Annotated in this window: 28 protein-coding genes; all 28 read left to right on the forward strand. The window is 47.8% G+C overall.

Annotated features, from left to right (window positions below):
* The first annotated feature begins 16 nt into the window (after positions 1 to 16).
* The gene (gene terS / locus NSB25_RS20120; RefSeq protein ID WP_103241057.1) at positions 17 to 805 is read left to right on the forward strand and encodes a phage terminase small subunit; all 789 of its coding nucleotides are present in this window, start codon (positions 17 to 19) and stop codon (positions 803 to 805) included.
* A complete protein-coding gene (locus NSB25_RS20125) occupies positions 795 to 2,273 on the forward strand; it encodes a terminase B (RefSeq protein WP_103241056.1) in 1,479 nt (492 codons plus the stop codon). The genes terS and NSB25_RS20125 overlap by 11 nt, the downstream gene beginning before the upstream one ends.
* Entirely contained in the window at positions 2,273 to 3,970 is a 1,698-nt protein-coding gene (locus NSB25_RS20130) for a phage portal protein (RefSeq protein ID WP_103241055.1), read from the forward strand. The genes NSB25_RS20125 and NSB25_RS20130 overlap by 1 nt, the downstream gene beginning before the upstream one ends.
* Position 3,971: 1 nt before the next feature.
* Complete coding sequence (locus NSB25_RS20135; protein ID WP_103241054.1) at positions 3,972 to 5,618, forward strand: EndoU domain-containing protein; 1,647 nt, start codon at positions 3,972 to 3,974, stop codon at positions 5,616 to 5,618.
* 1 nt (position 5,619) lies between these two features.
* Positions 5,620 to 5,877, forward strand: a complete 258-nt coding sequence (locus NSB25_RS20140) for a hypothetical protein (RefSeq protein ID WP_103241053.1) — start codon at positions 5,620 to 5,622, stop codon at positions 5,875 to 5,877.
* 119 nt (positions 5,878 to 5,996) lie between these two features.
* Entirely contained in the window at positions 5,997 to 7,304 is a 1,308-nt protein-coding gene (locus NSB25_RS20145) for an XkdF-like putative serine protease domain-containing protein (protein ID WP_103241052.1), read from the forward strand.
* Positions 7,305 to 7,324: 20 nt separating this feature from the next.
* Positions 7,325 to 8,389 (forward strand): carbohydrate-binding protein, encoded by a 1,065-nt coding sequence (locus NSB25_RS20150; RefSeq protein ID WP_207656176.1) that lies wholly within the window; start codon positions 7,325 to 7,327, stop codon positions 8,387 to 8,389.
* 13 nt (positions 8,390 to 8,402) lie between these two features.
* Positions 8,403 to 8,738, forward strand: a complete 336-nt coding sequence (locus NSB25_RS20155) for a hypothetical protein (protein WP_103241051.1) — start codon at positions 8,403 to 8,405, stop codon at positions 8,736 to 8,738.
* 8 nt (positions 8,739 to 8,746) lie between these two features.
* Complete coding sequence (locus tag NSB25_RS20160) at positions 8,747 to 9,139, forward strand: DUF3199 family protein (RefSeq protein WP_103241050.1); 393 nt, start codon at positions 8,747 to 8,749, stop codon at positions 9,137 to 9,139.
* A 10-nt stretch (positions 9,140 to 9,149) separates the two neighbouring features.
* Positions 9,150 to 9,512: a DUF3599 family protein gene (locus tag NSB25_RS20165; protein ID WP_103241049.1), complete on the forward strand. Its 363-nt coding sequence runs from the start codon at positions 9,150 to 9,152 to the stop codon at positions 9,510 to 9,512.
* Positions 9,512 to 10,042: an HK97 gp10 family phage protein gene (locus NSB25_RS20170; RefSeq protein ID WP_207656175.1), complete on the forward strand. Its 531-nt coding sequence runs from the start codon at positions 9,512 to 9,514 to the stop codon at positions 10,040 to 10,042. The genes NSB25_RS20165 and NSB25_RS20170 overlap by 1 nt, the downstream gene beginning before the upstream one ends.
* Before the next feature lie 16 nt (positions 10,043 to 10,058).
* Positions 10,059 to 10,514, forward strand: a complete 456-nt coding sequence (locus tag NSB25_RS20175; protein WP_103241048.1) for a hypothetical protein — start codon at positions 10,059 to 10,061, stop codon at positions 10,512 to 10,514.
* A 31-nt stretch (positions 10,515 to 10,545) separates the two neighbouring features.
* Positions 10,546 to 10,755 carry a hypothetical protein gene (locus NSB25_RS20180; protein ID WP_146040117.1) on the forward strand — a complete coding sequence of 70 codons (210 nt, stop codon included), beginning with the start codon at positions 10,546 to 10,548 and terminating at the stop codon, positions 10,753 to 10,755.
* Entirely contained in the window at positions 10,755 to 12,128 is a 1,374-nt protein-coding gene (locus NSB25_RS20185; RefSeq protein WP_172455195.1) for a phage tail sheath subtilisin-like domain-containing protein, read from the forward strand. The genes NSB25_RS20180 and NSB25_RS20185 overlap by 1 nt, the downstream gene beginning before the upstream one ends.
* An 18-nt stretch (positions 12,129 to 12,146) precedes the next feature.
* Positions 12,147 to 12,575, forward strand: a complete 429-nt coding sequence (locus tag NSB25_RS20190; RefSeq protein WP_103241045.1) for a phage tail tube protein — start codon at positions 12,147 to 12,149, stop codon at positions 12,573 to 12,575.
* Positions 12,576 to 12,714: 139 nt separating this feature from the next.
* Complete coding sequence (locus tag NSB25_RS20195) at positions 12,715 to 13,188, forward strand: phage tail assembly chaperone (RefSeq protein WP_172455194.1); 474 nt, start codon at positions 12,715 to 12,717, stop codon at positions 13,186 to 13,188.
* A 187-nt stretch (positions 13,189 to 13,375) separates the two neighbouring features.
* Positions 13,376 to 16,945 (forward strand): phage tail tape measure protein, encoded by a 3,570-nt coding sequence (locus NSB25_RS20200; protein ID WP_103241043.1) that lies wholly within the window; start codon positions 13,376 to 13,378, stop codon positions 16,943 to 16,945.
* Positions 16,935 to 17,600, forward strand: coding sequence for a LysM peptidoglycan-binding domain-containing protein (locus NSB25_RS20205; protein WP_103241042.1), 666 nt, complete (start codon positions 16,935 to 16,937; stop codon positions 17,598 to 17,600). Before NSB25_RS20200 ends, NSB25_RS20205 begins: the two co-directional genes overlap by 11 nt.
* Before the next feature lie 13 nt (positions 17,601 to 17,613).
* Complete coding sequence (locus NSB25_RS20210) at positions 17,614 to 18,594, forward strand: XkdQ/YqbQ family protein (protein ID WP_103241041.1); 981 nt, start codon at positions 17,614 to 17,616, stop codon at positions 18,592 to 18,594.
* An 8-nt stretch (positions 18,595 to 18,602) separates the two neighbouring features.
* Positions 18,603 to 19,022, forward strand: a complete 420-nt coding sequence (locus NSB25_RS20215; RefSeq protein ID WP_103241040.1) for a DUF2577 family protein — start codon at positions 18,603 to 18,605, stop codon at positions 19,020 to 19,022.
* 5 nt (positions 19,023 to 19,027) lie between these two features.
* Positions 19,028 to 19,447, forward strand: a complete 420-nt coding sequence (locus NSB25_RS20220; protein ID WP_172455193.1) for a DUF2634 domain-containing protein — start codon at positions 19,028 to 19,030, stop codon at positions 19,445 to 19,447.
* Positions 19,448 to 20,536 carry a baseplate J/gp47 family protein gene (locus NSB25_RS20225; protein WP_103241038.1) on the forward strand — a complete coding sequence of 363 codons (1,089 nt, stop codon included), beginning with the start codon at positions 19,448 to 19,450 and terminating at the stop codon, positions 20,534 to 20,536.
* Between the two features lie 11 nt (positions 20,537 to 20,547).
* Positions 20,548 to 21,345, forward strand: coding sequence for a putative phage tail protein (locus tag NSB25_RS20230; RefSeq protein WP_172455192.1), 798 nt, complete (start codon positions 20,548 to 20,550; stop codon positions 21,343 to 21,345).
* Positions 21,346 to 21,729, forward strand: coding sequence for a phage tail-collar fiber domain-containing protein (locus NSB25_RS20235; protein ID WP_103241036.1), 384 nt, complete (start codon positions 21,346 to 21,348; stop codon positions 21,727 to 21,729). It begins immediately after the preceding gene.
* A gap of 81 nt (positions 21,730 to 21,810) precedes the next feature.
* Complete coding sequence (locus NSB25_RS20240; protein WP_103241035.1) at positions 21,811 to 22,287, forward strand: hypothetical protein; 477 nt, start codon at positions 21,811 to 21,813, stop codon at positions 22,285 to 22,287.
* Between the two features lie 9 nt (positions 22,288 to 22,296).
* Positions 22,297 to 23,199, forward strand: a complete 903-nt coding sequence (locus tag NSB25_RS20245) for a hypothetical protein (protein WP_257479305.1) — start codon at positions 22,297 to 22,299, stop codon at positions 23,197 to 23,199.
* Positions 23,200 to 23,287: 88 nt separating this feature from the next.
* Positions 23,288 to 23,869 (forward strand): hypothetical protein, encoded by a 582-nt coding sequence (locus NSB25_RS20250; RefSeq protein WP_103241033.1) that lies wholly within the window; start codon positions 23,288 to 23,290, stop codon positions 23,867 to 23,869.
* A gap of 290 nt (positions 23,870 to 24,159) precedes the next feature.
* Positions 24,160 to 25,311 carry a reverse transcriptase domain-containing protein gene (locus tag NSB25_RS20255; RefSeq protein WP_146040116.1) on the forward strand — a complete coding sequence of 384 codons (1,152 nt, stop codon included), beginning with the start codon at positions 24,160 to 24,162 and terminating at the stop codon, positions 25,309 to 25,311.

The raw sequence follows: 25,311 nt of genomic DNA on the forward strand, positions 1-25,311 counted from the left end.
AGCGAGGTGGTGATGAATGGCAAGAGCAAGAAGCCCAAGCAGTATTGAAGCAGAAAAGCTATACCAGGATGGGATGAAACTGGTTGATATTGCGAAGAAAATCGGCGTACCGGACAGCACTGTCCGCAGATGGAAATCTACCCAAAAATGGGATGGAAATAAAAGCGAACAGAGTAAAAAAAAAGAAACCGAACGCTCGGATAAAAAGAAACCGAACGCTCGGAAACCAAAAGGAGCGCCGAGAGGGAATAAGAATGCTGCTGGCCATGCCCCATCTACCCCTAAAAGAAATAAAAACGCAGAAACACATGGAGCCTATTCCAAGGTATACTGGGATACCCTGGACGATGAAGAACTGGGCATGATTGAAAGTATGGGGGATTCCGAGGAAGAACACCTGCTTATGCAGCTGCAAATGTTCTCCATACGGGAGCGCCGCCTGATGCAGAGGATCAAGCACTATCGGGAGCTGGAAGCGGAGAACCATGGGCTTTCCGTAAAAGCGGCATCCAAGACCAAAAAGGTGGAGGATGTGACAGATTTTGATGGAGAGAGTGCCGGTGCTGGAAAATATAAGAAGGTGACAGAAACCAGCGTCACGCACACGGAAGCTGTCATGAGCAGCATAATGGCCCTGGAGGCTGAATTAACCAAAGTGCAGAGGGCAAAGACAAAGGCTATAGAGGCACTGTCAAGACTCAGGACGGAGAGCCAAAAGCTGGAGAATGAAGAGGCTGGCAATGATATTGTGAAGACCTGGGCCCAAAAAGTTTTAGAGGCAAGGAGGCAGCGGGATGAAAAATGAAAAATGGCTTGAAGAATTCCTTGATGAAAGCATCCCGCTGTGGCGAGGCGATCCGGTTTTATTTATGCGCGAGGTATTGCTGTTTGAACCGGATGATTGGCAGATCGAGGTGGCCTATGATTTGAGGGATTATCCGAGAGTGTCAGTCAAATCAGGGCAAGGTGTCGGGAAAACCGGTGAGGAAGCGGCACTGCTTCTTTGGTTCCTGGTTTGCTTTCCGTATCCGCGCATTGTGGCCACGGCCCCTACAAAGCAGCAGCTTCACGATGTATTGTGGTCTGAGGTTGATAAGTGGATGAATAATTCTCCGCTACTCCCAATGCTCCTTAAATGGACCAAAACATACGTTTACATGATTGGATATGAAAAACGCTGGTTTGCGGTGGCAAGGACAGCGACCAAGCCGGAGAATATGCAGGGATTCCATGAGGACAATATGCTCTTCATTGTGGATGAGGCATCGGGCGTAGCAGATCCGATTATGGAGGCAATTACCGGTACTCTGGCTGGAGCCAATAACAAACTTCTGCTGATGGGCAATCCGACAAAGACCAGCGGCACGTTTTATGAAAGCCATACTGCAGACAGGGCCTTGTATCGCTGTCATACGGTAAATGCGGAGCATAGCAAGCGTACCAATAAAGAGAATATCGATGCCATGAAGCGAAAGTATGGGGAGCGCAGCAATGTGGTCCGTGTCCGTGTATATGGGGAGTTCCCAGAGCAGGAAGATGATGTGTTTATCCCTATCTCGTTTCTGGAGCAGAGTATCAAAACCGAAATGTCAGAGCCTACAGCCAGAGCATTCGGAAAATACCGGGACGGCGCCGGGAATCTCCAGCCGGTAGATGTGAGCGGAGTGGAGCTGATTGAGATAGGCTGTGACGTGGCCCGGTTTGGCGATGATAAAACCTGCATAGGGTATCGGGTAAATGAAGTAGTCCAAATCTATAAAAAGTACAACGGGAAGGATACCACCTGGACGGCCAGCATGATAGCGCGGCTCTATAAGGAATTGAAGCAGCGGTTTAGATTCCAGGGACAGATTGGCGTGAAAGTCGATGATGGCGGTGTCGGAGGCGGTGTTGTTGATCAGCTGAGAAACTGGAAACGTTCTGACCCGGAAGTGTTTGGGGATATGGCTATTCTGGCAGTGAATTTCGGAGTGCCAATAAAGCACCGGCATTATGCGGATTCGACAACCTATATGATGGGGGTAGTAAGGGATCTGATTGCGCCATATGATGATTTCGGGCGTCCCCATGTGCCAGAAGTGATCTTGCCGGATGACAGTGACCTTATCGGCCAGCTGTCTTGCCGGAAATTTGAGTTTGGGAGTAATGCCAAACAGAAAGTAGAGAGCAAACAGGATATGAAAGACAGGGGGCTTTCCTCTCCGGATGAAGGGGACTGTATTCTGCTTGTGTGTTTGCCAATGAATTATAAGAAGAAGGGAGGCAAGAGCTGATGGATGAAAAGAAAGCTCCTACGCCAAGAGTGGATGTGAAAATAATAAAATCCTCCAGCATGGATACACCGACAGTATTTTATGAGCAGCAGAAGGTGGAGAAGTCGGATAAGGGCGAACAGCTGGATCCGTCCATACAGATATCTGCTTCTGACTGGATACCACATGCCATTGATATGCGCGGCCTGAAAATTCTGGTTGATAATTCCACGATTTTGCCGCAGTGCATCAGAGCATATAAGAGCAATATTGCCGGTTTTGGTATTTCTGTGAGATACGCAGAAGATTATGATACAGAAACGCCGGAGATGAAAGCGGAATGGGATACGCTGAAGCAGATCATAGCGCTTCTCAATATGGATATGCAGACAAAAGAGGTATTTGAAAATGTTATCCGTGACCGGGAAACGTATGGAATATCCTATTGCGAGGTTATCAGGAATCAGGCACAGGAGGTCGTGGAGCTGCAGTTCATTATCGATACGCCGTCCGTTGATATGACATATCCGCTTCGGCCATATGTGGATATCGAGTATTTTTACAAGGGGAAAGCAATCAACAGAAAAAAGAAATTTCGCAAGTTCCGGCAGAATGTAGGCGGTAAGACGGTGTACTTCAAGGAGTTTGGAGATCCCCGTATCATGGATAAGAGAAATGGTGAGTACATAGGAGAGGCTGATGCTCCTATCGACATAGATGACCAGGCCAATGAGATTATCGAATTCCGCATTGGAAGTATGCCATACGGAGAAGTCCGCTGGATCGGGCAAGTGCTTACCGTGGACGGGAACCGAAGGGCAGAGGTTTTAAATAATAATTATTTCCGGCATGGGAGGCATACGCCGCTTATGATATTGGTCAAGGGTGGAACGCTGACAGACTCGGCATTTACCAAACTGCAAGCGTATATGGACGGCATTGAAGGAGAAAGCGGACAGCACTCCTTTTTGGTATTGGAGACGGACACCTTGGAGACCACGGCCGCATTTACGGATCAGAAACAGCCGGAAGTAGAAATCAAGGATCTTGCTGCCATCCTACAAAAAGATGAACTGTTTCAGGAGTACCAGGAGAACGGAAGAAAGAAAACGCAGTCAGCTTTCCTACTCCCGGATCTGTATGTGGGATATACCACAGACTTTAACAGGGCAACGGCTCAGACGGCAATGGAGGTTACTGAAAAACAGGTATTCCAGCCAGAAAGGACGTCCCTTGCCTGGGCAGTCAATCAAAAACTGCTGAATGGTTATCGCTTCAAACATGTGGAGGCGCAATTCGATGAGCCAGACATCACCAATCCGGATGATATTCAGAAGATGCTGAACATTACGGAACGGGCCGGCGGCCTGACACCCAATACCGCCAAAGCTCTGACTTATGAAGTTCTGGGGAAAGACGGCTGCGAGGACTACGAAGGGGAATGGGGAGACATTCCGCTTGCTTATACAAAAACGCTCTCACAAAGCCAACAGGCGGGTTTAGCGGCTGAACCGTTGGGAAGCCTGTCGGCGCAGACTAACGAGCCTACAGGTCAAAAGAGAGAGTCTCAGAGGCAAAAAAGAGTGGTTACGGATGAAGAGATCGAGCAGCTTGACGGGCAAATCCGGAAAGCAGCTGTTTTTGATGCGGATATTATTCCTATTATGCTGGAAATCCGGAAGGCGTTGAAAGGATATCGAGAGAAAGAGGGTGAGTGATATGCCGAGGCAGTTAAAATATAACCAGGCGATTGCAAAAGCTCTCATATCAAATGCCGATGGAATCATAGAGGCCATAGACAAGTATCTTGCAAAAGCTGATGATGAATTGTCGGATGTGTTGGCTGATGAAGGGTATGCTGATGCAGAAGATTCAGTCGAGGTAATCAATGCCATGCAGGAAGAGATAGCGGAAACGCTTCAGAACCAGACAGATGATCTTGTGGAAGCACTGGCGGCGGAACAGGATTCCGGATGGGCTGCGGCGCAGAAAAAAGTATCTGAAATGCTTGACGGAGATGATATTGCGGAGCAGGTTCAGGAAGCCGCTGCAGATATGTTCCAAACAGAGGTTCCTAAGCTGGCAACGGTTTATATGCAGGAAACAGACGGAGACCTGGTTGTTGATGTCATCCGGCAGAGAACAAAAAGCTGGATTGCCTCATGGAGCCAGCGGCTGGGACAGCTGATGAAAATAAATACCCATCAACAGATAACGGATATTATCCAGAGAACTATAGATCAGGGAGAAAGCATTGAGACACTTACGCGGAAAATAATGGATGGAGGCTGGCGGAATGAACATTACCAGGCACGGCGGGTAGCTGTTACCGAAGTGCTGCGGGCACATTCGGTTGCCAGAGAAGAGGCGATTCAGCAAAGCCCATCTACGGATCGGAAGGAATGGCGGCATACCGGGGCACATAAAAATAAGCCTCGCCCAAATCATGTAGATATGGACGGCCAGATTGTTCCAAAGGATAAACCGTTTGAATTACAGGGGAGAGATGGTGTTGTCTATCATCCCATGTATCCCAGAGATCCAATCCTCCCTGCCAGCGAAACTGTGAATTGCCATTGTATCCATAGGGGAGTTGCGGCAGATGATGCTCTCGGAATGAGCCTGGAGGAGCGGCGACAGCTTCAGCAAAAATATATTGAGGAGGATGATGGCGCATGGAAAAAGGAACTGGATGAACAGAATAAGGCAAAGGCCGGGATAACACCCTATTCTGCGCTTGAAAGCTTTAAGGAAAAGCCGAGAGAAAAACAGATCAAATATCTCGGAAAGGCAAAAATGGCCCTTTATGACGCCGGGCTGATCGACAGTGATGAAATGCTGAGAAAGATTAAAAAATCCACATTGCAGGAATTGCGGGAAGATGGTATATTAACTGTAGGAAGCTCAGCCGCAAGGCATTCAACGGTGGGAGATTTCTCCAACCTTGCGAATCCGAAGAAACCGGCCGGCGGGCGAAATGGCGGCAACATGACGGGTGGTGGGCACTCGCAGGCAAATCTCAACGAGCTTTCAAACCGAGGGATTGCATACAACATTGAAATGGCATATGACAATGGTGTCCGTATAGGCGGGGTGGAAAACCATACGGCACCGGAGAAAAGGCTGGGACAGTCAGGGCAATCCTGGTTTCCAGAAAGCTGGGATACGGAAAAGATTACCGTGGCAGGGACGTACACCGCAAATCGGCCGGCGATCACGGAAGAAATTCGGAATGATGCTGGAGATATCATTGGATATCGCAAATTCCAAAAGTTTGACGGCGTAACGGTAGGTATATTCGAGGATGCGGGGCACAATATAGATACGGTCTTTCCGGATGCGGCGCAAAGAGAGGTGGGTGATTGATATGGATGAAAACAGAATAGAGAGCCTGGTTAAGTGGTGGAAGGAAACAGATACCCAGGGCATGGACATAGGGAAGCATCTTATCAATCCGCTTATGGAAGCGTTTGGAGAAGATGCGGACGCAATACTGTCCTATCTGGATAAAATGGAACCCGGGGATCTTAAAGTAGTTTCAGGGTGCTTTGAGAGCATTTACCGAAAATTTATGACGGATGATGTTTATAATGCGCTCGGAGAGCTTGAAGATAAAATCGCATAAGGGATTCTGAAAGGAGACATCCGAAAGGGTGTCTTTTTTGTTGCATTTTTTAGGAAGGGAGGGAGCGCGGGAATTTTGGATATTGAATCAATGATAGTAGTGGAAGGAGGTATGAGATTATGCCGCGGATTGCGAAAGCATACGCAATTACAGACGCAAAGATCAGCTTTGTGTCTCTGGTAAATAAGGCTGCGAATAAAAAGCAGTTCCTGATTACCAAATCTGAGAATGGAGCTGCAAATTTCGCTACATTCGGACGGATCCTGAAGGCTGATGCAGACAGTCACTTTGTAACCGGAATTGTGTATGAGCCTATGGTGGAAGATACCCAGGGCAATTACATGACGGAAGAAGAAATTACAAAAGCTGCCTATTGGTTTGCCAAGAATGGAAACCAGGTGGATCTGCAGCACTGTTTTGAAAAATGCGATGGTGCCGCTGTGGTGGAATCTTATGTTGCGAAGTGCGACATGGAGATCGAAGGCGAGGCCATCAAAAAGGGTACATGGATCATGACTATGGAGATCAGTGATACCGATGTGTGGGAAGCTATACAGAAAGGGGATATCACAGGATTTTCCATGGGAGGAATGGGCGTGTATTCCGAAGAAGATGTAGAGCTTCCCGTTGAAAAAAGGGATGAACCCAAAGGATTGCTCCGGCGCCTGGCTAAAGCAATGGGATTTGATGTGGTGGAGAAGGGCGCTGTAAAAGCGAATTTCCAGCGCAGAGTAAAAGAGGATAATTTTTATTCTGCATGGTATGCGCTCAGAAGCACGCTGGAAGGGAATTTTTATAATCCGGACACAGGCATGTGGGAATGGGGTTATAACTCCGATGAAAGCACCATCCGGGAGGCACTGGAGGATTTCAATGATATCGTTACGCAGCTTCTTACTTCGGATGGAAGTATCGTGAAGTCATTGGAAAAGGCCGCAAAGGCGGCTCCGTCCCCCATCCATAAAGAGGGTAAGAGTCTCAGTGCAAAGAATCTAAGTGCCATCAAAGGCATTTATGATACGCTCGGTTCATTTCTGGCAGATTTCCAGGAGGAACCGGCGGAAACAAATAATGTTCAGAAGGAGGATGTTGACATGACAAGTGAAGAAGTAAAGGTAGTGGTGGCCGAAGAAGTGAAAAAGGCCATGGATCCCGTTGTGGAGCAGCTGAAAGCAATTGCCACGGTAACTAAGGGGGAGGGGGAGGGCGGAAGCGAACCTCCGGCATCTGGAAGCGTGGCACCCGCCGGAGATATGTCGGCTGATGCAGTAGCAAAGATGGTAGGGGAAGAGATCAAGAAGGCCATGGAGCCTGTGATGAAAGCGCTGGAGCCTGTGATGAAAAGCAGGGCGATCCCCGGCAATCTCAATGACGCAGCGGGAGCCGTTGAAAAGCAGGAGCAGCACTACCTGCACGGCATTGTCTAAGAAAAGGAGGAGAGAACATTATGCCAACTAATGCACAGATCATCAAAAATACAATAACAACTGATTCGGTCTCACACGGCCTGCTTACCCCGTATCAGGCTAAGAAGTTTTTAGTGCAGACCTTTGAGGCCACGCCTTTCCAGCAGGCTATCCGGCATGTGACACGGACGGAAAAATCAGGCGAGATTGACAAGATCGGTATCGGTCACAGACTGCTCCGCCCGAAGGTAGAGAATACATTTGACGGCGTAACCGCAAGCCCCACATTCGGGGTAGTCAAATATGCCTGCGAAGCGACAAGGCTTGACTGGGATATCACCAATGAAACGCTCCGGCAGAATATCGAGGGCGAAAATATGGATGATGTCGTAACCAATCTCATGACGAAGCAGGTCGGTGTCGATTCGGAAGATCTTCTGCTCAATGGAGAGGAAAACGCAACTGCGGCAGAAGCCTTTTCCGCCAGTACGGCTTACAAGGCGGGTGACTGCGTAACAGAGGCCGGTGGCTTATACCGCTTTCGGGTAAACCATGCTGCGGGAGCATGGAATGCGGCAGAGGCTGAACGGATCGGAGATGCTGCAGACAAGGTATTTCTTGGCCAGAATGACGGTGTTATCAAGATTCTTGGCGGCAGCCACATCATTGATGCCTCTGGGGCAAAAGAAATGGAACTTGAAATGTTCTATAGGGCAGTAGCCTCTATGCCAACCAGATTCAATGACGGAACGCTTCGCTGGATGATGAGTCCGACCAGGGCGCAGCAGTGGGAGCTGTTCTTGCTCAATAAGGTTATCAATGCCGGAGGTGCCGTCCCTGAGAGCTTATATAAAAGCCCCGTGGGAATTCCTTCTATGGGCGTTCCTATGATGCCGGATGATACCGTTATCCTTTCCAATCCGAAGAATTTTGTCCAGGTTAACACCTACACGATGAAGATTCGGAAAGATGAAACTTCTGTAGAGGCAATCCGGAAGGATAAGAAATTTTATGTGATCCACTTTGACTTCGATGCGATCATTGAGGAGATCGAGGCCACGGCAATGATCACAAACCTTCCGGCGCTTCTTACGGATCTTTCATAACGGAGGTGGCGCTATGAGAAAAGTATGTTTGAAGACAGGGCTTTCCTATGTCGCCAAAGGCATTTCATGCAGGAAAGGAAAAGTTATGGATGTCGAGGATGATGTTGCTGAAAAGCTTATGAAAACCGGCCGATTTGAGGCTGTAGATACGGTTCCCATAGATCCTGAACCTGTGGCTCCGGATGGTAAATCTGCCAATATAACTTCGATGAAGAAAGATGAGCTGATTGCATTTGCAGAGGCTCAGGGTATCGATGTTTCGGACTGCAAGAACAATGAAGAGCGGATCCAGCGGATTCAGAGTGGAATGGACATAAATGCTTTTGCGCGGCTGGCTTCCGAAGAATAGGGGGGAGCATGAAAAGACCTTGGATAGAACCCAAACAGATTCGGGATTACACGTCATCTCCAAAGGTCGAGGCCAGAACTGACACCCAGCTCGCTTATGATATAGCCAGGGCAGAAAAATATGTAATCTTCCATACGCACAACAATTTTGATTCAAAGGAATATGAGAGCGGGCTGCCATCGGATGTGACGATGGCAGTCATCCTTCTTGCAGAGGCCTATGCGAAGCAGGCGATAGTGCAGAGAGAGGGAGCACTGAGTTCAGAGACATTTGACGATTATTCATATACCGTTGATGTGGGAGCGGACATTGCAGACAGCCTGGGGCTTGGCGCAATGCTGGAGGAATATGTTCTGCCGGAAGATCATGGTAAAGTGGTTATGAAACTGCGGAAGCTGTAGGAGGTGCCGGATGTCGTTTGAAAATTTGCTGGATCACAAGTGTGCAATATACCATATGAAAAAGGACAGCAAAAGCCTGGGGTATGGAATAAACGGGGATAGTTTTTCTTATCCGATGGAGCCGGACGAGGCTTCCATCCCATGCCATTTCAATGTGTCGGATACGGGAACCTTAGAACAGACGGAGGATGCCAATGAATATGTCGTGGTTGGAAAGCTGAATCTGCCTTACGGAACAGACGTCCGGGTAAATGACAAAATCGTTGACCTTGGCAGCGGGATTTCCTACTATGCGGAAGTTCCGCGAAATATCCGGGATCATCACATAATTGTGCAGATCCAACGGAAAGGGAAAGTCAAGGGGGCGATTTAGTGGCAGGAAGGTATGTGAGCATAGACACTACGGAGTTGAGGCGTTTTATAGAAAGGCTGAATCAGGCCGGGCGTGGCAAAGAATTTGAAAAGGAGCTCTCCCGATTTCTGGATGCTATTGCGGTTGAGTTCCTTTCCTATGTGCAGGATTTTATCATACAGGCCGGTTCGGTAGACACCCGGCTGCTTTTGAACAGCTTTCAGAAAAGCGGCGAGGGAAATGTTTTTATTGCCCAGGAAGGCGGTCTGCAGATAGAAGTAGGCACCAATGTGGAGTATGCGTCTTTTGTGAATGACGGGCACTGGCTGAATCCGAGAGGTGTTGATATGCGGTGGGTGCCCGGGGAGTGGCAGGGAGAGAGATTTATATATCAGCCCGGAGCTAAAACAGGAATGCTGTTAAAACAGAAATGGATAGAGGGTAGTCATTACTTTGACGATGCCATAAGGCTCATGGAGAGGATGGCCCCGCAGTTCATGGAACGGAAAATAGAACAGTGGTTAGGACAATTTTTTTCGGACTTTTTATAGTCTGTGAGGTGAGGACATGTTGGAATATGAGATTGCGGCAATTTACTATTTCGTGGCCGGGATTATTACGGCACAGGCATATTTTGAAGAGGTGCCGCTGGATATGGTAATTCCTTGCGTATTTTATCCTACTCCAACGCCGGCGGCATCCGGATTTTCGGTAAACGCTTATATGACCGAGTTCGCCATGTATATCAAATTCATAAATCATTCCACAATGGCAGCTTATGAAATGGGTGAAAAGGTATTGCAGGCGATTATGGGAAAGCGGAGGAAAGTGCCGCTGGTGGATGAAACCGGGAAACAGACTGGCAGAAGCTTCCGTGTAAATATGCCAAAGCTGAAAAAGGTAGAAAATGGCGTTTATCAAATGGAATTATCATGGAACCGGCATACACGATATGATGCAAAGGAAGTTACTCTTGCCAGAGATATCTTTATGAATGGATTGCCGGTAGGAAAGGAGGATTGACGTGGCCAAAACAAGGAATACGGAGGAAAATGTGGCAGATCGGGCGGCAGAAGAGCCCGCAAAAACTTCTGATGAAAGAAAATTTCCGTATGAGGTGCTGAAAGAAAATTGCATGAGGCTGTTTCATGTAACATCCAGCACTTTTATCGGAGCAACTATCGGTAAGGAAAATGGATCATATTCCATCTCAGAGATGCAGCGCCTTATCGATGAATGGTTAAAGAAGGAGGTAAAAAAATAATGGCTGGTGGAAATTTTGACATCAACGTGGGAAAAACCAGGCCCGGAACCTATGTCAATGTAAAGTCCAAGAGGCAGCAGAAAGCAAAGGGTTCCACCCGTGGCATTGCGGTGATTCCCTTTGTCGGATATGACTGGGGGCCGAATGGGGAATTTATCAAGCTGTCAGTGGATTCCCCGGATGCGTACCTGCATAAGCTCGGCAGAAGCGTTTACGATGCAAATGACTTTATGCTGATGGTGCGCGAGATCTTTAAAAATGCGATTACCTGTTATGTCTATATCATCAATGCCGGTATCGCGGCGAAAGCAACCACAGAGGATGGTTTGACGGTAACGGCGGCATACCCTGGCACCAGAGGCAATGATCTTTCTGTTGTATCTGCCGAGAACGTGCTGGGCGGGTTTGATGTAACTGTCTATATGGGCACGGAGAAGGTGGAGATTTATGAGGGAGTGAAAACCTTTGGGGATTTGGTTGCGGCATCCGTGGGTAAGTATGTTACTTTTAAGGCGACTACCGGAGAAACCGATTTGAAAGCAATCGCATCTTTGCGGCTGGCGGGTGGAGACAATGGGACAACGGAGAACTCTGCCGTTACCAGTTTCCTGGATAAGGTGGAAAAAATCCGGTGGAATACCATGTGCTTCCCGATCACGGAAACTACTTTGCAGACAGTGTGTATCGCCAAAATCAAAATGCTGCGTAATAGTGTCGGCAAATATGTGCAGGCGGTTCTTCCGAACTGCAAAGCCGATTTCGAGGGCATTATCAATGTGACAAATTCTGTGATCCTGGATGACGGGACAGAAAGCGGCAAGCAGCTCACGGTTGCTCAGGCGTGTGCATGGGTGGCAGGGGCAACGGCGGGAGCCTCCAAGACACAGTCCAACACTTATGTGGAGTACACAGGGGCGATTGACATTGTTGGCGTGAAGTCCAACGAGGAGGCAATCGAGGCGATCAAAAATGGAGAGTTCTTCTTTTCCCGTTCTGACGAAGATAAAATTGTTGTCGAATATGATATCAATTCTCTTCACAACTTTACCACGGACCGGACTTCAGATTATGCGAAAAACCGTGTTATCCGTGTGTATGATTCCTTTGCGGAGGATCTGCGCCTGAACTTCCCGCCGAACAAATTCAATAATGATCCGGATGGGTGGCTCATTATGGAGGGGTTGGGCCGGGAGCTGCTTAATTCCTATGGCCCGGTATCCGATGGAGGGGACGGCTCGATTATGAATATCAATCTGGAGGAAGATTTTTATGTGGACCAGAGCCGCAGCCAGGGGGATGAAACTTTTTTCAATGTCGGCCTGCATGCGGTGGATTCCGCCGAGAAACTGTATTTTTCTGTTTCCACACGATAGAAGGAGGTGTAATAAGATATGTCAGAAAATATCAAGCCGCTTAGCGCCGTGGAAGGCAAGGCATATATCAATGGCATAGAGGTAATGGATTCTGTAAAAATGACAATCCGCTTCGTACCAAAGGTGGCGAATTACCGTATTGTCGGGAAGAAGGGAACACACCGGCGCTGGGTAGGCTACGACATAACCGGCACGCTGGATGAATACAAGACCACTGCCCGGTATGAACGGATTGTAAAGGAATACATTTCCAACGGGAAGACGCCGGAGTTTACGTTCCAGGGAATCCGCACGGATCCGGATTCGGACTACTATGAAACGGTAGGAAGCGAATCTGTAACCGTAACCGGCGCCGTGATCACTGGCGAGATCCCGTTATTGGATATCGATACCGATGGAGAGTTGGTTAAGGAATCCATTGCTTTCGGAGCGCGGAATGTGGTGTAAGTAAAAAAGGCAGGGGAGGCTTTGCATGTGCCTTTTCCTGCCCGCTTTTTTGTAAAACAGTGGTTAACCCGTCGATAGGCTTTAAATCATGCTACAGGTCAAGATAGAGGCCCGTAGCAATAAATCAGGAGGATGCACTATGGCAAACAAGAACTTGAAGTATTTTATGAGAGAAGAATCCAGACAGGAGCAGATCTTTCAGGTCCCGGCGCCGGCTCGATTTGTGGATGAAAATGGCAAGGTCGTGCAGATGGAGGTCAAAAAGCTGCATAATGACACCATCGCCAAGATTAACGACATGTATAAGTCCCGTACCCCCATGAAGGACAAAAAAGGGAATTATATCGTACAGAATGGCGAGGTGGTGTTCAAGACTGAGAAGGACAGCGTGAAAGCAACCCGCCACATCATCGTGGAGGCGCTGGTCTATCCGGATTTGAAGGATCCGGAACTTATGAAGTATTATGACTGTGTTGATATTACCGATATGCCGCTGAAGGTTTTCCCCGATAATGACGAGTTCGGGTATGTGTCCAGAAAGGTTCTGGAGATTCTGGGACTGATGGATGCGGCTGAAAGCAATGAGCGGGAGGTAGAAGACGCAAAAAACTGATAAAGAGCAGGGGGACAGACGGTTACTGGGCACATCGGCTGTGGCAAAGGCATAATCTCCGCCCGGAGGAATTTGATGCCATGCCACAGAAAACGAAGTGCTTTTTTATTGCATCTGAAATAATTGAGGATGAATCCCCCTGCCGTAGAGATTCGCTATATCGCAGAATGGAAAGGAGGCGGTAGATATGGCTGGATTATCTGTAATTTTCAGGGCTGTTGATGAAATCAGTTCAAGGTTTGATGCTATGGTCAGTGCTGGTACCAGGGCGCTGGATTCCTTTGACCGGATCGGAGCTGCCGCCGATTCTTCCTATGATGTGATTTCGGAAGGAGCTGCCGGCGCTGCGGATGCCATGGAGCGGGCAGCATCTGCTACAGATTACTGGACCGACAGGATAGGCAATTATGACCGGGAAGCAATGCAGGCCATCTATTCTATAGAGGAACTTGTGGAAATGGGCTATATGTCGGAGGAAGCATTAAACCATTTGGGGGATGCTTTGGACGATGCAGCGGATGACCTGGAAGACTTTGGGGATGAAGCCGAGGACGCAGGGGATGATGCAGAAGATTTTGGGGAACGTTCGCAAAGTGCAGTAGAAGGGCTGGATAAACTATTGGCTACTGTCGGGATTGTTGCGGCATTAACCGCAATCGGCAGCGCTTTTATGGGCTGCTCCCAGGCGGCGGCAGAGTTTGAAACGAATGTGGCCATGGTATCCACGGTTGCTGACACAACAGTATTGTCTGCCGGTGAGTTATCTGCGCAAATATCAGATCTTTCCATGGATACGGCGAGGAATGTGAATGAATTGGCAGATGCGTCCTATAATGCCATATCCGCAGGTGTAGCAACGGAAGCCGCAGTGGCAACCGTGGGGGAGGCTTCAAAGCTGGCAACTGCCGGCTTTACATCCTCTTCATCGGCTTTATCCGTGCTGACAACCACGTTGAACGCATACGGGCTGGAGGCCTCCGAAGTTACTAATATTTCCGACAGTCTGGTTACATCCCAAAACCTGGGTGTCCTGACAATAGATCAAATGGCAAGCAGTATGGGAAAGGCAATCAGTACCGCATCGGCTTACTCGGTGGATCTTTACAATTTGGAATCAGGATATATCAGCCTGACGAAAGCCGGTATCAGTGTGGAGGAATCCACAACCTATATATCCAGCATGTTTAATGAGCTGGGCAGCGCCGGCTCCAATGTGGCTACTATCATCACGGAAGAAACTGGTATGTCTTTTGGGCAGCTGATGAATGCAGGGTATAGTTTGGCAGATGTGCTTGATATTGTGTATGAGAGCGCCGGGCGGGACGGTGAGGCAATGATGAACCTTTGGGGCAGCGCCGAGGCTGGAAAGGCGGCAAATGCTATTATCAACCAGGGGCTGGATACTTTTAATTCCAACCTGGAGAAGCTGGCGAATTCTGCCGGGACTACCCAGGCAGCATACGAGGCAATGACGAATACCACTGCTTTCAGCACGGAGAGGATGGAGAACAGCTTCAATAATCTGTCTATTGCCATCGGGGATGACCTGAATCCGGTAATAAGCCAATTTCAGAATGGGATTGCGGATGTTACAGACGGATTTACAAAGCTGATCAATGAACATCCGGCAATTACTGCTGTCCTGACCGGCATTGTTGTTGGTGTGGGAGCCGTTACGCTGGCGATAACTGCATATATCGCTGTTACGAAGATTGCAGCGGTGGCAAGTGCGGCCCTCGGGACTACCATGACAGTCGCGCTCGGTCCTATTATGCTTGTTGTGGCTGCGATAGCTGCCGTAACCGCTGCCGTTATATACATGGCAAATGCCGAGGATGAAGCGGAAAAAGCACAGGCTTCCCTGACAGCATCTTCCCAGGAGATGGCTGACGAACTAGAAAATTTGCAAGAGCAGTATGATGCGCTTGCGGAGGCCGGAGCAGCTGATACGGTGGAAGCATATCAGCTGAAAAATCAGATAGACGAACTGTCTGAAGCATTCGAAAATAATAAACAGACCATTGGAGACCTGATCGCATATAATGAGCAGCTCAAGACCACACTGGATGAAATAGCGAATACCTATGATGAAACCGTGGATTCGATAGATCAGAGTGAATCAGATTCCAAATCACTGATTGCGCAGTTGGTGGCCATGTCGGAGAGTGCGGATCTGTCGGGTGGCCAGCTGGAAATCATGCAGAACATCGTGGACCGACTGAATGGGTCCTATGAGGGATTAAATCTGACACTTGATGAAACCAATGGGAAACTGAATATGTCCGTGGAAGATCTGTGGGCCGTGGTTTCAGAATCGGCAGAGCAAGAACGGGCGCAGGCCAATATGGATGCACTCATGGGCTATCTTGCGCAGTATCAGGAAGCTCAAGCTAAATATGATGAAAACATGAAAACACAGATAGCTGCCAAGGCAGAATATGAGCGCGCTTTGGAAGAGGACTGGGCTGAGGAACATCCGATTTTAGCATGGACTGGCTGGGCCGATGGCGCTGAAATGAATTGGAGCGGTTCAGTAAAGGATGCTTACCATGTTTGGGATCAGGCAAAGGAGGCAACAAGCGGAGCCAAAGAGAACTTTGATACCTTGACGGAGAGTATCGAAGCCTGCTATGCGCAGATGGGATATTCCGAGGATGAAATAGAGGAAATGATGGCAGAACTCGCCCTTGCAAGTGCTTCCGCCACCGAGATGGCTGAAAAACTCGAACAGGAGAAGGAGGCTGTCGAAAACACATCTGACGGATACGCAGAGGCGCAGAACGCTTTGAGCCAGTATTCCGAGGCATTACAATCCCTTTGCGAAGAATATGATGCTGCCTATGAGGCGGCGCTGCAGAGCATCCAGGGGCAGTATAGCCTATGGGATGAGGTGGAGGATGTAGCTGCTATGTCCTCTCAGAGCATTCAGGACGCCCTTCAATCGCAGATTGATTACTGGAATTCCTACAATGAGAATATGGCCAGCCTTACCGAGAGGGCGAGTGACATTGAGGGATTGAGCGATATGCTGGCCAGCCTGGCAGACGGAAGTGAAGAATCCGCCGCAATGCTGGCCGGCATGGAGAGCATGAACGATGCGGATCTGTCCGCTGTGGTTCAGCAGTACAACAATCTGCAGACAGCCCAGAGCGAAACAGCCGCAAGCGTTGCAGACCTGGAAACCGAATTCTCTGAAAAACTGGAAAATATGCAGACAGAGATGGGCGATATGGTTGACGGCATGGATCTTTCTACAGAAGCAAAGGCCAATGCAAAAGCTACGATGGATGCCTATGTGAGCGAGATTCAGGCCGGGGTGGCAAGGGCGCAGACAGCCATTGATTCACTGAACTTTGCAAATAACACTTTGAGCGGCGGCGGATATCATGAATACGCCACGGGAACTCTTGATGCTGAACCGGGCCTTGCGCTTGTAGGAGAGGAAGGGCCTGAACTTGTCAACTTTGGCGGTGGCGAGGTGGTTTATACCGCTGCTGAAACATCGAATATTCTGTCACGGGGTAATGAAAACAAAGACTTTTACGTTTCCCCGCCAGAGGAAACAGGGAGCGGAGATGATTCTGGTGATAAGACCATTACTCTTAGGATTGAGGGTGCCGGGGAAATGAAAGTCAGTGGCGGCGGTGCCAACAAAGAGGATATCGTAAACGTACTTGTTGAGAATATGAGGGGTGTCCTGATGGATATTCTTCGACAGGAAATTATGGAGGAGGGGGAAATGTCGTATGAGTTCTAGTTGTCAGATGTATCTTGCGCAGCAGTACACTAAATTCCGCCTCCCCGTCCTTCCAGAAAAAGTTGAAATAGCCTATGGGAGCAACAATGACAAAATGAGGGTATGCGGTGTTGGAGAAGTGACAGTGATTCAGGACAGCGAAGCGGCCAGCATTAAGTTTTCCAGTTTCTTTCCAAAGCACTATTTCAGTGGGTGTGATTATAAGCATATTCCGGATCCCCTTTCTGCAGTCAATACGATTCTGGAATTGAAAAACAGCGGAAAACCGGTAAGGTTTACTATTACTGGTGGCATGAATGTATCTATGTATGTCACGATAGAAAAATTTGATACGGAGGAGCAGGGCGGAGATCTGGAAACGATTCACTATTCTATTACCTTAAAGGAATATAGAGAAGTAACCATACGGCAGATCAAGGTGGAGATTTCTACGAAAAAGGCCACAATCTCAGCACCTGTATCCAGAACCGACAATTCTTCATCAGGCGGTCAGACATATACAGTGGTAAAAGGGGACTGCCTGTGGAATATTTCCAAGAAATTTTATGGAAGTGGAGCTAAATATACGATTATTTATAATGCCAATAAATCGGTGATTGGTGGGAATCCGAATCTCATTTATCCGGGGCAGGTTCTGACCATTCCGGCTGCGTAGGAGGGAGGTGCTTATGATCCAGTTTATTATTATCAAAGGAACTGTGGGATATGATGTTTCAGAATGCTTTGAAACAATTACCTGGGGAGGCAGGAAAGGAGCCGCGCCAAGGAATGTTAAAATCACGCTGATGGATGATGATGGGGACAGCCATAAACGGGTATCAGTAGACTGCGAGGACGGGGACCAGTGTGTTATGTATGAGGACGGATCTGAATTGTTCCGGGGAATCATCGTGTCCCACACGCAGAGCAATAAGAAAAAACTTGTGATCACCGCCTATGATAATATGTACTACCTGGCGAATAATAAGGATTCTTTTTGCTATACCAATAAAACGGCAACGGAAATCTTCAATGACTGCATGACCCGGATTGGGATGACGGGAGGCGGAGCCGTGGATACTGTGTATGTTATTCCGGAACTGCCGAAAGCAAAAACCACATATTATGATGTTTTACTGGATGCCCTGAGCAGTACCTATAAAGCGACGGGCATCCGTTATTATATTTCTTCTGAGAAAGGAAATATCCATTTGAAGCGGAGGGCTGAATCCGCCCTGCAGTGGGTGCTGGAAGTTGGCGCCAACATTACAGACTATAACTATACAAAAAGTATCGTGGGAATAAAGACGAGAGTGCGGCTTTTGTCAAAAGAGGATGCGGTTGTCTATGAGGAAGTAAATACCGCCTTAGAGGGAAAGATAGGGGTGTTCATGGAGGTCAAATCTGTGGATGACAGCTATAACGATGCACAGATGAAAGAACTGGTCCAGTCGGTATTTTCCGAAAAGGGCATGCCGACAAAATCCCTGAAAGTATCCGGCATTGGGATATCGGAGGCCGTATCGGGTGGATGTGTCTATGTAATCATTCCACATTTGGGAATAAAAAGAACTTTTTATATTGATGAGGATAGCCATACCTTTACAAGAAAATCCCACAAAATGACATTGAAACTGAATTTTGCAGACGATATCGATTCTGCCGGATAGGAGGGATTATGGAGGATCAGACAAGCATAAAGCAGATAATACAAAGTATGTCACCAGACGGCGCCGGCGTGGTTGAAGGCACTGTGACAAATGCGGCCCCGTTGGAAATAACCCTTACTAATGATGCCAAGATGATCCTGTCGGCCAATTCTCTGATAGTCCCGGAGCATTTAACGGACCATGAGATAGAGGCGGATATTATGATGGATGACGGCGCTCTGTATGCTCCTACCGGGGCGGAGGATGAAAAAGGAGAGCATGAGCACCCGGGGATTGCAAAGAGCGGAAAACACACACATGAACTGAAAGGCTTCCAGCTCACGGGAGGCAAGATAATTCTTCATACGGGACTGAAAGCAGGTGAAATCGTATATCTGCTTTCTTATAACAATGGGAAAAAATATTATGTTCTGGATAGAAGGGGGTGATGCATATGGCCCTGGATATTCCTATTCCATTTGAAACAATTGAAAATGAGCAGGAAAAAACCTCCCGGACTTATAAGATTGACTGGGACGAGGGGCGGATTATAGGTTTTGTCGATGGACAGGAGGCCATGAACCAGTATATCAAAAAAGCGATACTAACGCCTCGTTTCCGCTGTCTAATTTATTCGAATCAGTATGGGAGTGAAATTATAGATACGCTGATGGATAAGGAGGTAACAAGGGAGTATGTAGAAGCGGAAATATCCTTTTTGGTAACGGACACGCTAATCCACGATCCGAGGGTACTGCGGGTATATAATGTGGGGATTGAATTTAAGGATACCTATCCTATGCAGGACAGCTGTGTCATTACCTTTGACGTAGATACGATATATGGGGAAATCCCGATAAAGGAGGTGATTTGAGTGTTTGAGCAGTTTACCGAAGATTATTTTATGGAACAGGCAAGGGAGATGGGAGATGCGCTGGGGGTTGATACCAGGGAGGGGAGCGTCTACATGGATGCGGCAGCCGGCCACTGTCTTAGGGCCGCAAAGTTCTATGAGGATCTCCGGTCCGTATTCGATCTGCTGTTTGCGGATACATGTACGGGTGATGTGCTGGATGAATGGGCGGCGCAGAAGCAGGTTTACCGCAAGGCGGCCACATCATCTTATTATGTGCCGGTATTTGACGGCGTGGCACCGGCAGATCTGGTGGGAGACAGGTTCATGGCCGACGGTTATTATTTCGTGGTGGTGCAGGAGGGGGAAGATTTTTATTTACAGTCTGAACTTACGGGAACGGAGACAAATTATCTGCTCAAAGGAGAGCGGTTGGTTCCGGTGCGCAATACTATGGGACTGAAATCTGCTACACTTGGAGATATGTATGCGGCAGGCACTGATAAGGAAAGCGATGAAGATCTGCGGCAGCGGTGGAAAGAAGCCCTCTCCGAGCCGGCTGAAAACTGGAATAAGCAGCAGTACAAGACCAGCTGCGAATCGTATGATGGTGTTGGCAGGGCAATCATTACGCCGCTGGCATATGGGCCATGTACGGTAAAAGCCCTTATCATCAGTTCGGAGGGAACGGCACCCCCGGATTCGCTGATTGAGCAGATTCAGGAAGAGATGGATCCCGGATCGAAAGGAGTAGGGCAGGGGAAGGTGCTTCTTGGCTGTAAGTTTTTTGCGGTGGCGGCGGGGCAGGAGACAGTCAATATTTCTTTTGATGTAGTTATTGCATCCGGATATTCGCTGGAGAGTACGAAAGAAACGGTCCGTCAGGAACTGATTCGCTATATGAAGGATATTGCCCTGGATACTCCCGATGAAGAGAATATGGTGGCGCAGTACATGAAGGTGATTGGTATTTTAGCAAATACGGCAGGAATTAAGGATTTAGCAAATCTTACGCTAAATGGACTGTCTGAAAATGTAAATATTGAAGCGGATAATGTCCCTGTCCTCGGCGAACTGACAATGAACGAAGCGGCAGTTTTGAACAGATAGGGGGGATGCGTATGCTTGTATATAATAACCAGCAGCGGAGCGGATATGAAGAGATCGCGTCCTACAGTCCGCGCTATTACAGGAGAATCAAAGAAATGGATGCGGTGTTTCGGCTGGCCGGCTGGATTATCGATCTTATGGCCCAGGATATGGAAGATATGGTGGCGTTTCAGTTCCTGAAATATATGGATGATGAAGCACTTACCAGATACGAGGTGTTTCTGGGAATTATGAAAGATGCAAACAAAACGCTGGAAGAGAGGAAAGCCTATATCAATGCATTGCTGATAGGCTCCGGAAAACTTTCTGCAGATAAGATTAAAGCGATTGTGAGACAATTTGTGAACTGCGAGTGCGACATTGAATTGTCGGGCGCCGAGTTGTATATCAATATGACATTTAAGGATAATCCGGATAAGTATATGGAGGATATTCGTAGTCTTATCAAAGGGAAGGTACCGGCTCATATCGAGATTATTTATCATGGTTCAGAAGGGCTTGACATAGTGGTCCAGCTTGCAAACACCGTGACGGTGGAACGGATGCGCCACAGGATGGATTTTTATCTGTATAGCAATGGCGGCATTACATATCTGAATGGCGCCGCTGCTTTTGATGGAAGCTTTCTGCTGGGGAGCCAGCTTGAATTGTTCCCGGTAAGGGACCGGCACAGGCTTGAAGTTGTGCAGAAAGAATCCGTTGAAGCTGAATCCATCCTGATAAAAAAGAACCTTAATTATTTGGATGGGAGTATTTTTCTTGACGGAAGTACGACACTGAATGCGGCAGAATGGAAGGAGGAAATTTAGATGTCGGACAGTATAGTTACCAATATCGCAAAGAAGAAAATCGTGCAGGCAAGGGCCGGGCTGATACCGGCTCTTCCGAAGACGATAGGCATGGCGTTCGGTGATGGGGCAGCCAGCGGATCGTCAATTAGGACGCCCTTGGCCACGGATGTGTCCCTACAGCATGAATTGCACCGGCAGCCGATAGATGATGTGACTTTGCAGCCGGATGAAATCAGTGCAATGTATGTAACCACGCTGGCGAAGGAAACTCTGGCAGGCCAGACGATCAATGAGGTCGCTTTGTATGATGAAGACGGAGATTTGCTGGCGATAAAGGCGTTTTCAAATAAAGGAAAGGATGGGGATATGGAGATGGTATTTGAAATCCTGGATAAGTTTTAGGCTCTGAAAATAACGTATTTCGTTATTTTGTAACATGAAAATTAAGACGCTAACAAAATGTGTTATATTGAGGAGGATGTAATGAAAGATTACACAAACAATACTCCTATTTTTTCTGAAGCACTAAAAATTACAGAAACCTCTGATCCGGCTCATGCCGATATTGTCAATACGGCACCGATTCAGGTATTTCAGAATACACTCTGTAATCGCCAGTCGATTGAGCAGTTGAAACAGAGCGCAGTGTCTACGGAAGATTATAATCCGGAGGTGTCCTATCAGGTGGGGGATTATTGCCTATACCAGAATACGCTCTACAAATGCGTGCAGGAAACAACCGGAGAATGGAATCCTATCTGCTGGCAGCAGACAAGCGCATTGGGAGAGATAGAGGGCCTGAGAGGCACAATAGTGCAGCAGGAGGCTGTGATATCTTCCCTTGAGGAAATGCTCGTGACCGGTAATGTTATATCAGATCTGGTGACAGGTGATGGAGATCGATTTGTCTCTGTAAATGGTGACGGTTTCAAAGCGTTGAAGAAAATTCAGTTTAAGTAGGAGGAGAAAATGGAACAGTTATTTATGAATTTAGAAAGGCTGACTTCCGTTCCGGGAGGCGGCAGTTTTTTACACATCGTGACGGAAAATGGGGATAAGATCATCAAGGCTGAGGACTTTGCGAGAGATATGTTTAATTTCTTGACTGGCGGAGAGCCGGAGGCACATAACCAGATTTATCGTGGCGGGAAGGTGCTCACAGATTTCTATAGTTATGATGAAATTATAGAGATGGTGCAGGCGAAAGATTTCTCGGATATATTCGTTGGGGACATCATTGAGAGAGATACGCCGGCGATTTCCGTTACGAATTTTGCAGCCAAGGCAAAGACGCAGTATGTGGTCCTGGGAATCAATTCCCTGAATAACCACGGAGATACACCCAAACTGCAGAACAGGCCGCACCTTGTTATGATGCCTCTGGACGGTCTTGGGAGTGCCTATATGAATGCAACTAACATAACTACGGGCGGGTATAAGGACAGCTATATGAACAAAACTGTGATACCAGCAGTAGTGACTGCTTTGGAGAGTGCATTTGGAGCGGCTCATGTGCTGCAGACAAGGGAATATATTACGAATACGGTAACAACTACCGTTGCCAGCCGGGGAGGCCTGGGGTGGCAGGGAGGATCCACGGCAGGGGAATGGAGTGATCAAAAAGCTATCCTCATGACGGAATTGGAGGCTTATGGTGCCACGCCGTTTTCGTCCAGTGCATATGACAATATAGGATTGAATCAGCAACTTCCGGGAATGAAAATTGATAAGATTATGAACCGTCGCTTCAACCGGTGGTTGCGGTCGGTCTGCTATTCGACGACCTTCTGCCTTGTGGACGCTTACGGCAATCCGAGCTACGGCTACGCCTCGAGCGTGCTTGTGGTTTGCCCCCGCTTCTCAATCGGCTAATCACGGCCCCTTGTGGGCCGTGATACAGTCCCGGCCGTAAGGCCGGTCGCCACATTTTGGATTTTGGGGTTCTGAGGAGAAAGTTAAAATGAGTGTACCGAAACACAAGAGATCTGAGAGTCCGATGGAATTTTTGCATAATGCCCTGAATTTACGACGGGAAATGACAGAACTTTTACTACGAGATTTTGGCGTGAAGTCCCGGATAAGAGAGCATTTGAAGGAGGTGAGGCTGGATGAACCGTCAAAGGAAGAATTGGAGTGGATGAAAAAGCGGTATGGCATGACGGGTGAGGACTGTCAGAAAATAGATACCATCATCAATAATGCCACATACGATGTAAAGGAGTTGGAGCAGTATCCAGAATGGCTAATATCCTATTTCAGAAGCGCTATTCTTAGAATTTTAGAGAATCTGCTGAACAATCTGTATTATGCCAACAGCATATATATCACGAAGGAAGCAGAATACACGCAACGAAGAGGATATCTGAACCAGGCCATAGGAAATTGCTATCAGCTGACAAGCTGGATGGATTATATCAGGCAGACGCTTCCGGTAGATGCCAATAAATATGAACGGTATCTGATCCGGATACAGCGGGAAATCGCACTTGTAAAAGGTGTGCGTACCGCTGACAATAAGACGTTGGCCAAGATAAGGAAATAAATCCATAGGGCACACACTATATAGTCGCTTCAACCGGTGGTTGCGGTCGGTCTGCAATTCGACGACCTTCTGCAATGTGAACGCTAACGGCAATCCGAACAACGGCAACGCCTCGAACGTGAATGTGGTTTGCCCCCGATTTCAAGCGCACCCATTATAGAGGGAAGATTCCCCAGGTGTGCGGATTGGAAGGAGTGTGCGTCCTGCCTTAGGGCGAATATGTCCCATGATGCGGCCTGTTACGACAGTTGTCCGCTGTAAACAGGGTTTAAATTTTGTAGGTAATGAATATGAACAGAGTGGCAGATATGAACGTGTTGCTAAATGCGTTTGATCAATGCAGGAGCGGGAGCGATTGGAAAGCGTCCACCCAAAGGTATGAGGCCAATGTAATGCTCAAGACTTTGGAAATAAAGCAGAGCATCGAGAGTGGCGCTTACCACCCATCAAAATGCAAAGAATTTATACTGTCTGAACGAGGCAAGGTAAGGCCTGTGAAGGCTCCGGCGATAGAGGATCGTGTTGTGGCAAAAGCCCATAACCAGCAGATTCTCTTGCCGGAGATCCACAGGCGCATAATCTATGACAACGGCGCATCCATCCAAGGCAGAGGCAATGATTTTGCGAGACAGCGTTTTGAAACCCATATCCATAAGCATTATCGCGAGAGGGTAGAGAAAGGTTTGAAGCCCTATAATGGCGGGTATGCGTTGTTTGCTGACTTTACGAAATTTTTCGATAATGTACCGCATGAAGAATTGAAAGGGCAGTTTCACGAGTTTACGGATTTTCCGGAGGAAAATGCCCTGACGGATCTGCTCATAGATGCTTTTGCTCCCGATGTGTCCTATATGGATGATGAAGAATATGCCGCAGCCATGTCTGTACCGTATAATTCCCTTGAACATATGAATTATCAGGGGCCGGGGGAGAAGCTATTGCATAAGTCGTTGAATATTGGTTCGGAGACATCTCAGTCAGGCGGTGTGTATTATCCCCATGCCATAGATAATTACTTTAAAATTGTCAGGGGCGAAAAATATTATGGGCGATACATGGACGATATCAATAATATCAATGATGACAAGGAGCGGCTGAAGCAGAATAGGGCTGATCTGGAGCATATCGCATCTGAAGCGGGGTTATTTATAAACCAAAGAAAGACGCAGATTGTTCCGCTGAATAGGCCCTTTGTTTGGCTGAAAGTAAAATATCGGCTGACGGAATCCGGAAAACTGTATCGGCTGCTCCATCATGATACGATTGTGAGAGAGCGCATAAGAATCAAAAAACATGCAGCTCTCATTGCAGAAGGAAAAATGTCAAGGGTCGAAGCGGTACATCATTATAGAAGTTGGCGTGGGAATGCGGTTCATTATGATAATTACCGCAGCATCGGAGAACTGGATAAACTTTTTAAGACATTGATAGGAGGATTTTAG

This window comes from Acetatifactor muris (genome assembly GCF_024623325.1).
In the GTDB taxonomy this organism is placed as follows: domain Bacteria; phylum Bacillota; class Clostridia; order Lachnospirales; family Lachnospiraceae; genus Acetatifactor; species Acetatifactor muris.

What these genes read in the sequence shown, in the direction of transcription:
- NSB25_RS20245 (WP_257479305.1), top strand. Translation starts at nt 22,297, where the DNA reads ATGGAACAGTTATTTATGAATTTAGAAAGGCTGACTTCCGTTCCGGGA.
- NSB25_RS20140 (WP_103241053.1), top strand. Translation starts at nt 5,620, where the DNA reads ATGGATGAAAACAGAATAGAGAGCCTGGTTAAGTGGTGGAAGGAAACA.
- NSB25_RS20230 (WP_172455192.1), top strand. Translation starts at nt 20,548, where the DNA reads ATGCTTGTATATAATAACCAGCAGCGGAGCGGATATGAAGAGATCGCG.
- NSB25_RS20145 (WP_103241052.1), top strand. Translation starts at nt 5,997, where the DNA reads ATGCCGCGGATTGCGAAAGCATACGCAATTACAGACGCAAAGATCAGC.
- terS (WP_103241057.1), top strand. Translation starts at nt 17, where the DNA reads ATGGCAAGAGCAAGAAGCCCAAGCAGTATTGAAGCAGAAAAGCTATAC.
- NSB25_RS20210 (WP_103241041.1), top strand. Translation starts at nt 17,614, where the DNA reads ATGATCCAGTTTATTATTATCAAAGGAACTGTGGGATATGATGTTTCA.
- NSB25_RS20155 (WP_103241051.1), top strand. Translation starts at nt 8,403, where the DNA reads ATGAGAAAAGTATGTTTGAAGACAGGGCTTTCCTATGTCGCCAAAGGC.
- NSB25_RS20150 (WP_207656176.1), top strand. Translation starts at nt 7,325, where the DNA reads ATGCCAACTAATGCACAGATCATCAAAAATACAATAACAACTGATTCG.
- NSB25_RS20135 (WP_103241054.1), top strand. Translation starts at nt 3,972, where the DNA reads ATGCCGAGGCAGTTAAAATATAACCAGGCGATTGCAAAAGCTCTCATA.
- NSB25_RS20190 (WP_103241045.1), top strand. Translation starts at nt 12,147, where the DNA reads ATGTCAGAAAATATCAAGCCGCTTAGCGCCGTGGAAGGCAAGGCATAT.
- NSB25_RS20220 (WP_172455193.1), top strand. Translation starts at nt 19,028, where the DNA reads ATGGCCCTGGATATTCCTATTCCATTTGAAACAATTGAAAATGAGCAG.
- NSB25_RS20165 (WP_103241049.1), top strand. Translation starts at nt 9,150, where the DNA reads ATGTCGTTTGAAAATTTGCTGGATCACAAGTGTGCAATATACCATATG.
- NSB25_RS20185 (WP_172455195.1), top strand. Translation starts at nt 10,755, where the DNA reads ATGGCTGGTGGAAATTTTGACATCAACGTGGGAAAAACCAGGCCCGGA.
- NSB25_RS20235 (WP_103241036.1), top strand. Translation starts at nt 21,346, where the DNA reads ATGTCGGACAGTATAGTTACCAATATCGCAAAGAAGAAAATCGTGCAG.
- NSB25_RS20160 (WP_103241050.1), top strand. Translation starts at nt 8,747, where the DNA reads ATGAAAAGACCTTGGATAGAACCCAAACAGATTCGGGATTACACGTCA.
- NSB25_RS20200 (WP_103241043.1), top strand. Translation starts at nt 13,376, where the DNA reads ATGGCTGGATTATCTGTAATTTTCAGGGCTGTTGATGAAATCAGTTCA.
- NSB25_RS20250 (WP_103241033.1), top strand. Translation starts at nt 23,288, where the DNA reads ATGAGTGTACCGAAACACAAGAGATCTGAGAGTCCGATGGAATTTTTG.
- NSB25_RS20205 (WP_103241042.1), top strand. Translation starts at nt 16,935, where the DNA reads ATGAGTTCTAGTTGTCAGATGTATCTTGCGCAGCAGTACACTAAATTC.
- NSB25_RS20130 (WP_103241055.1), top strand. Translation starts at nt 2,273, where the DNA reads ATGGATGAAAAGAAAGCTCCTACGCCAAGAGTGGATGTGAAAATAATA.
- NSB25_RS20175 (WP_103241048.1), top strand. Translation starts at nt 10,059, where the DNA reads ATGTTGGAATATGAGATTGCGGCAATTTACTATTTCGTGGCCGGGATT.
- NSB25_RS20255 (WP_146040116.1), top strand. Translation starts at nt 24,160, where the DNA reads ATGAACAGAGTGGCAGATATGAACGTGTTGCTAAATGCGTTTGATCAA.
- NSB25_RS20195 (WP_172455194.1), top strand. Translation starts at nt 12,715, where the DNA reads ATGGCAAACAAGAACTTGAAGTATTTTATGAGAGAAGAATCCAGACAG.
- NSB25_RS20240 (WP_103241035.1), top strand. Translation starts at nt 21,811, where the DNA reads ATGAAAGATTACACAAACAATACTCCTATTTTTTCTGAAGCACTAAAA.
- NSB25_RS20215 (WP_103241040.1), top strand. Translation starts at nt 18,603, where the DNA reads ATGGAGGATCAGACAAGCATAAAGCAGATAATACAAAGTATGTCACCA.
- NSB25_RS20125 (WP_103241056.1), top strand. Translation starts at nt 795, where the DNA reads ATGAAAAATGAAAAATGGCTTGAAGAATTCCTTGATGAAAGCATCCCG.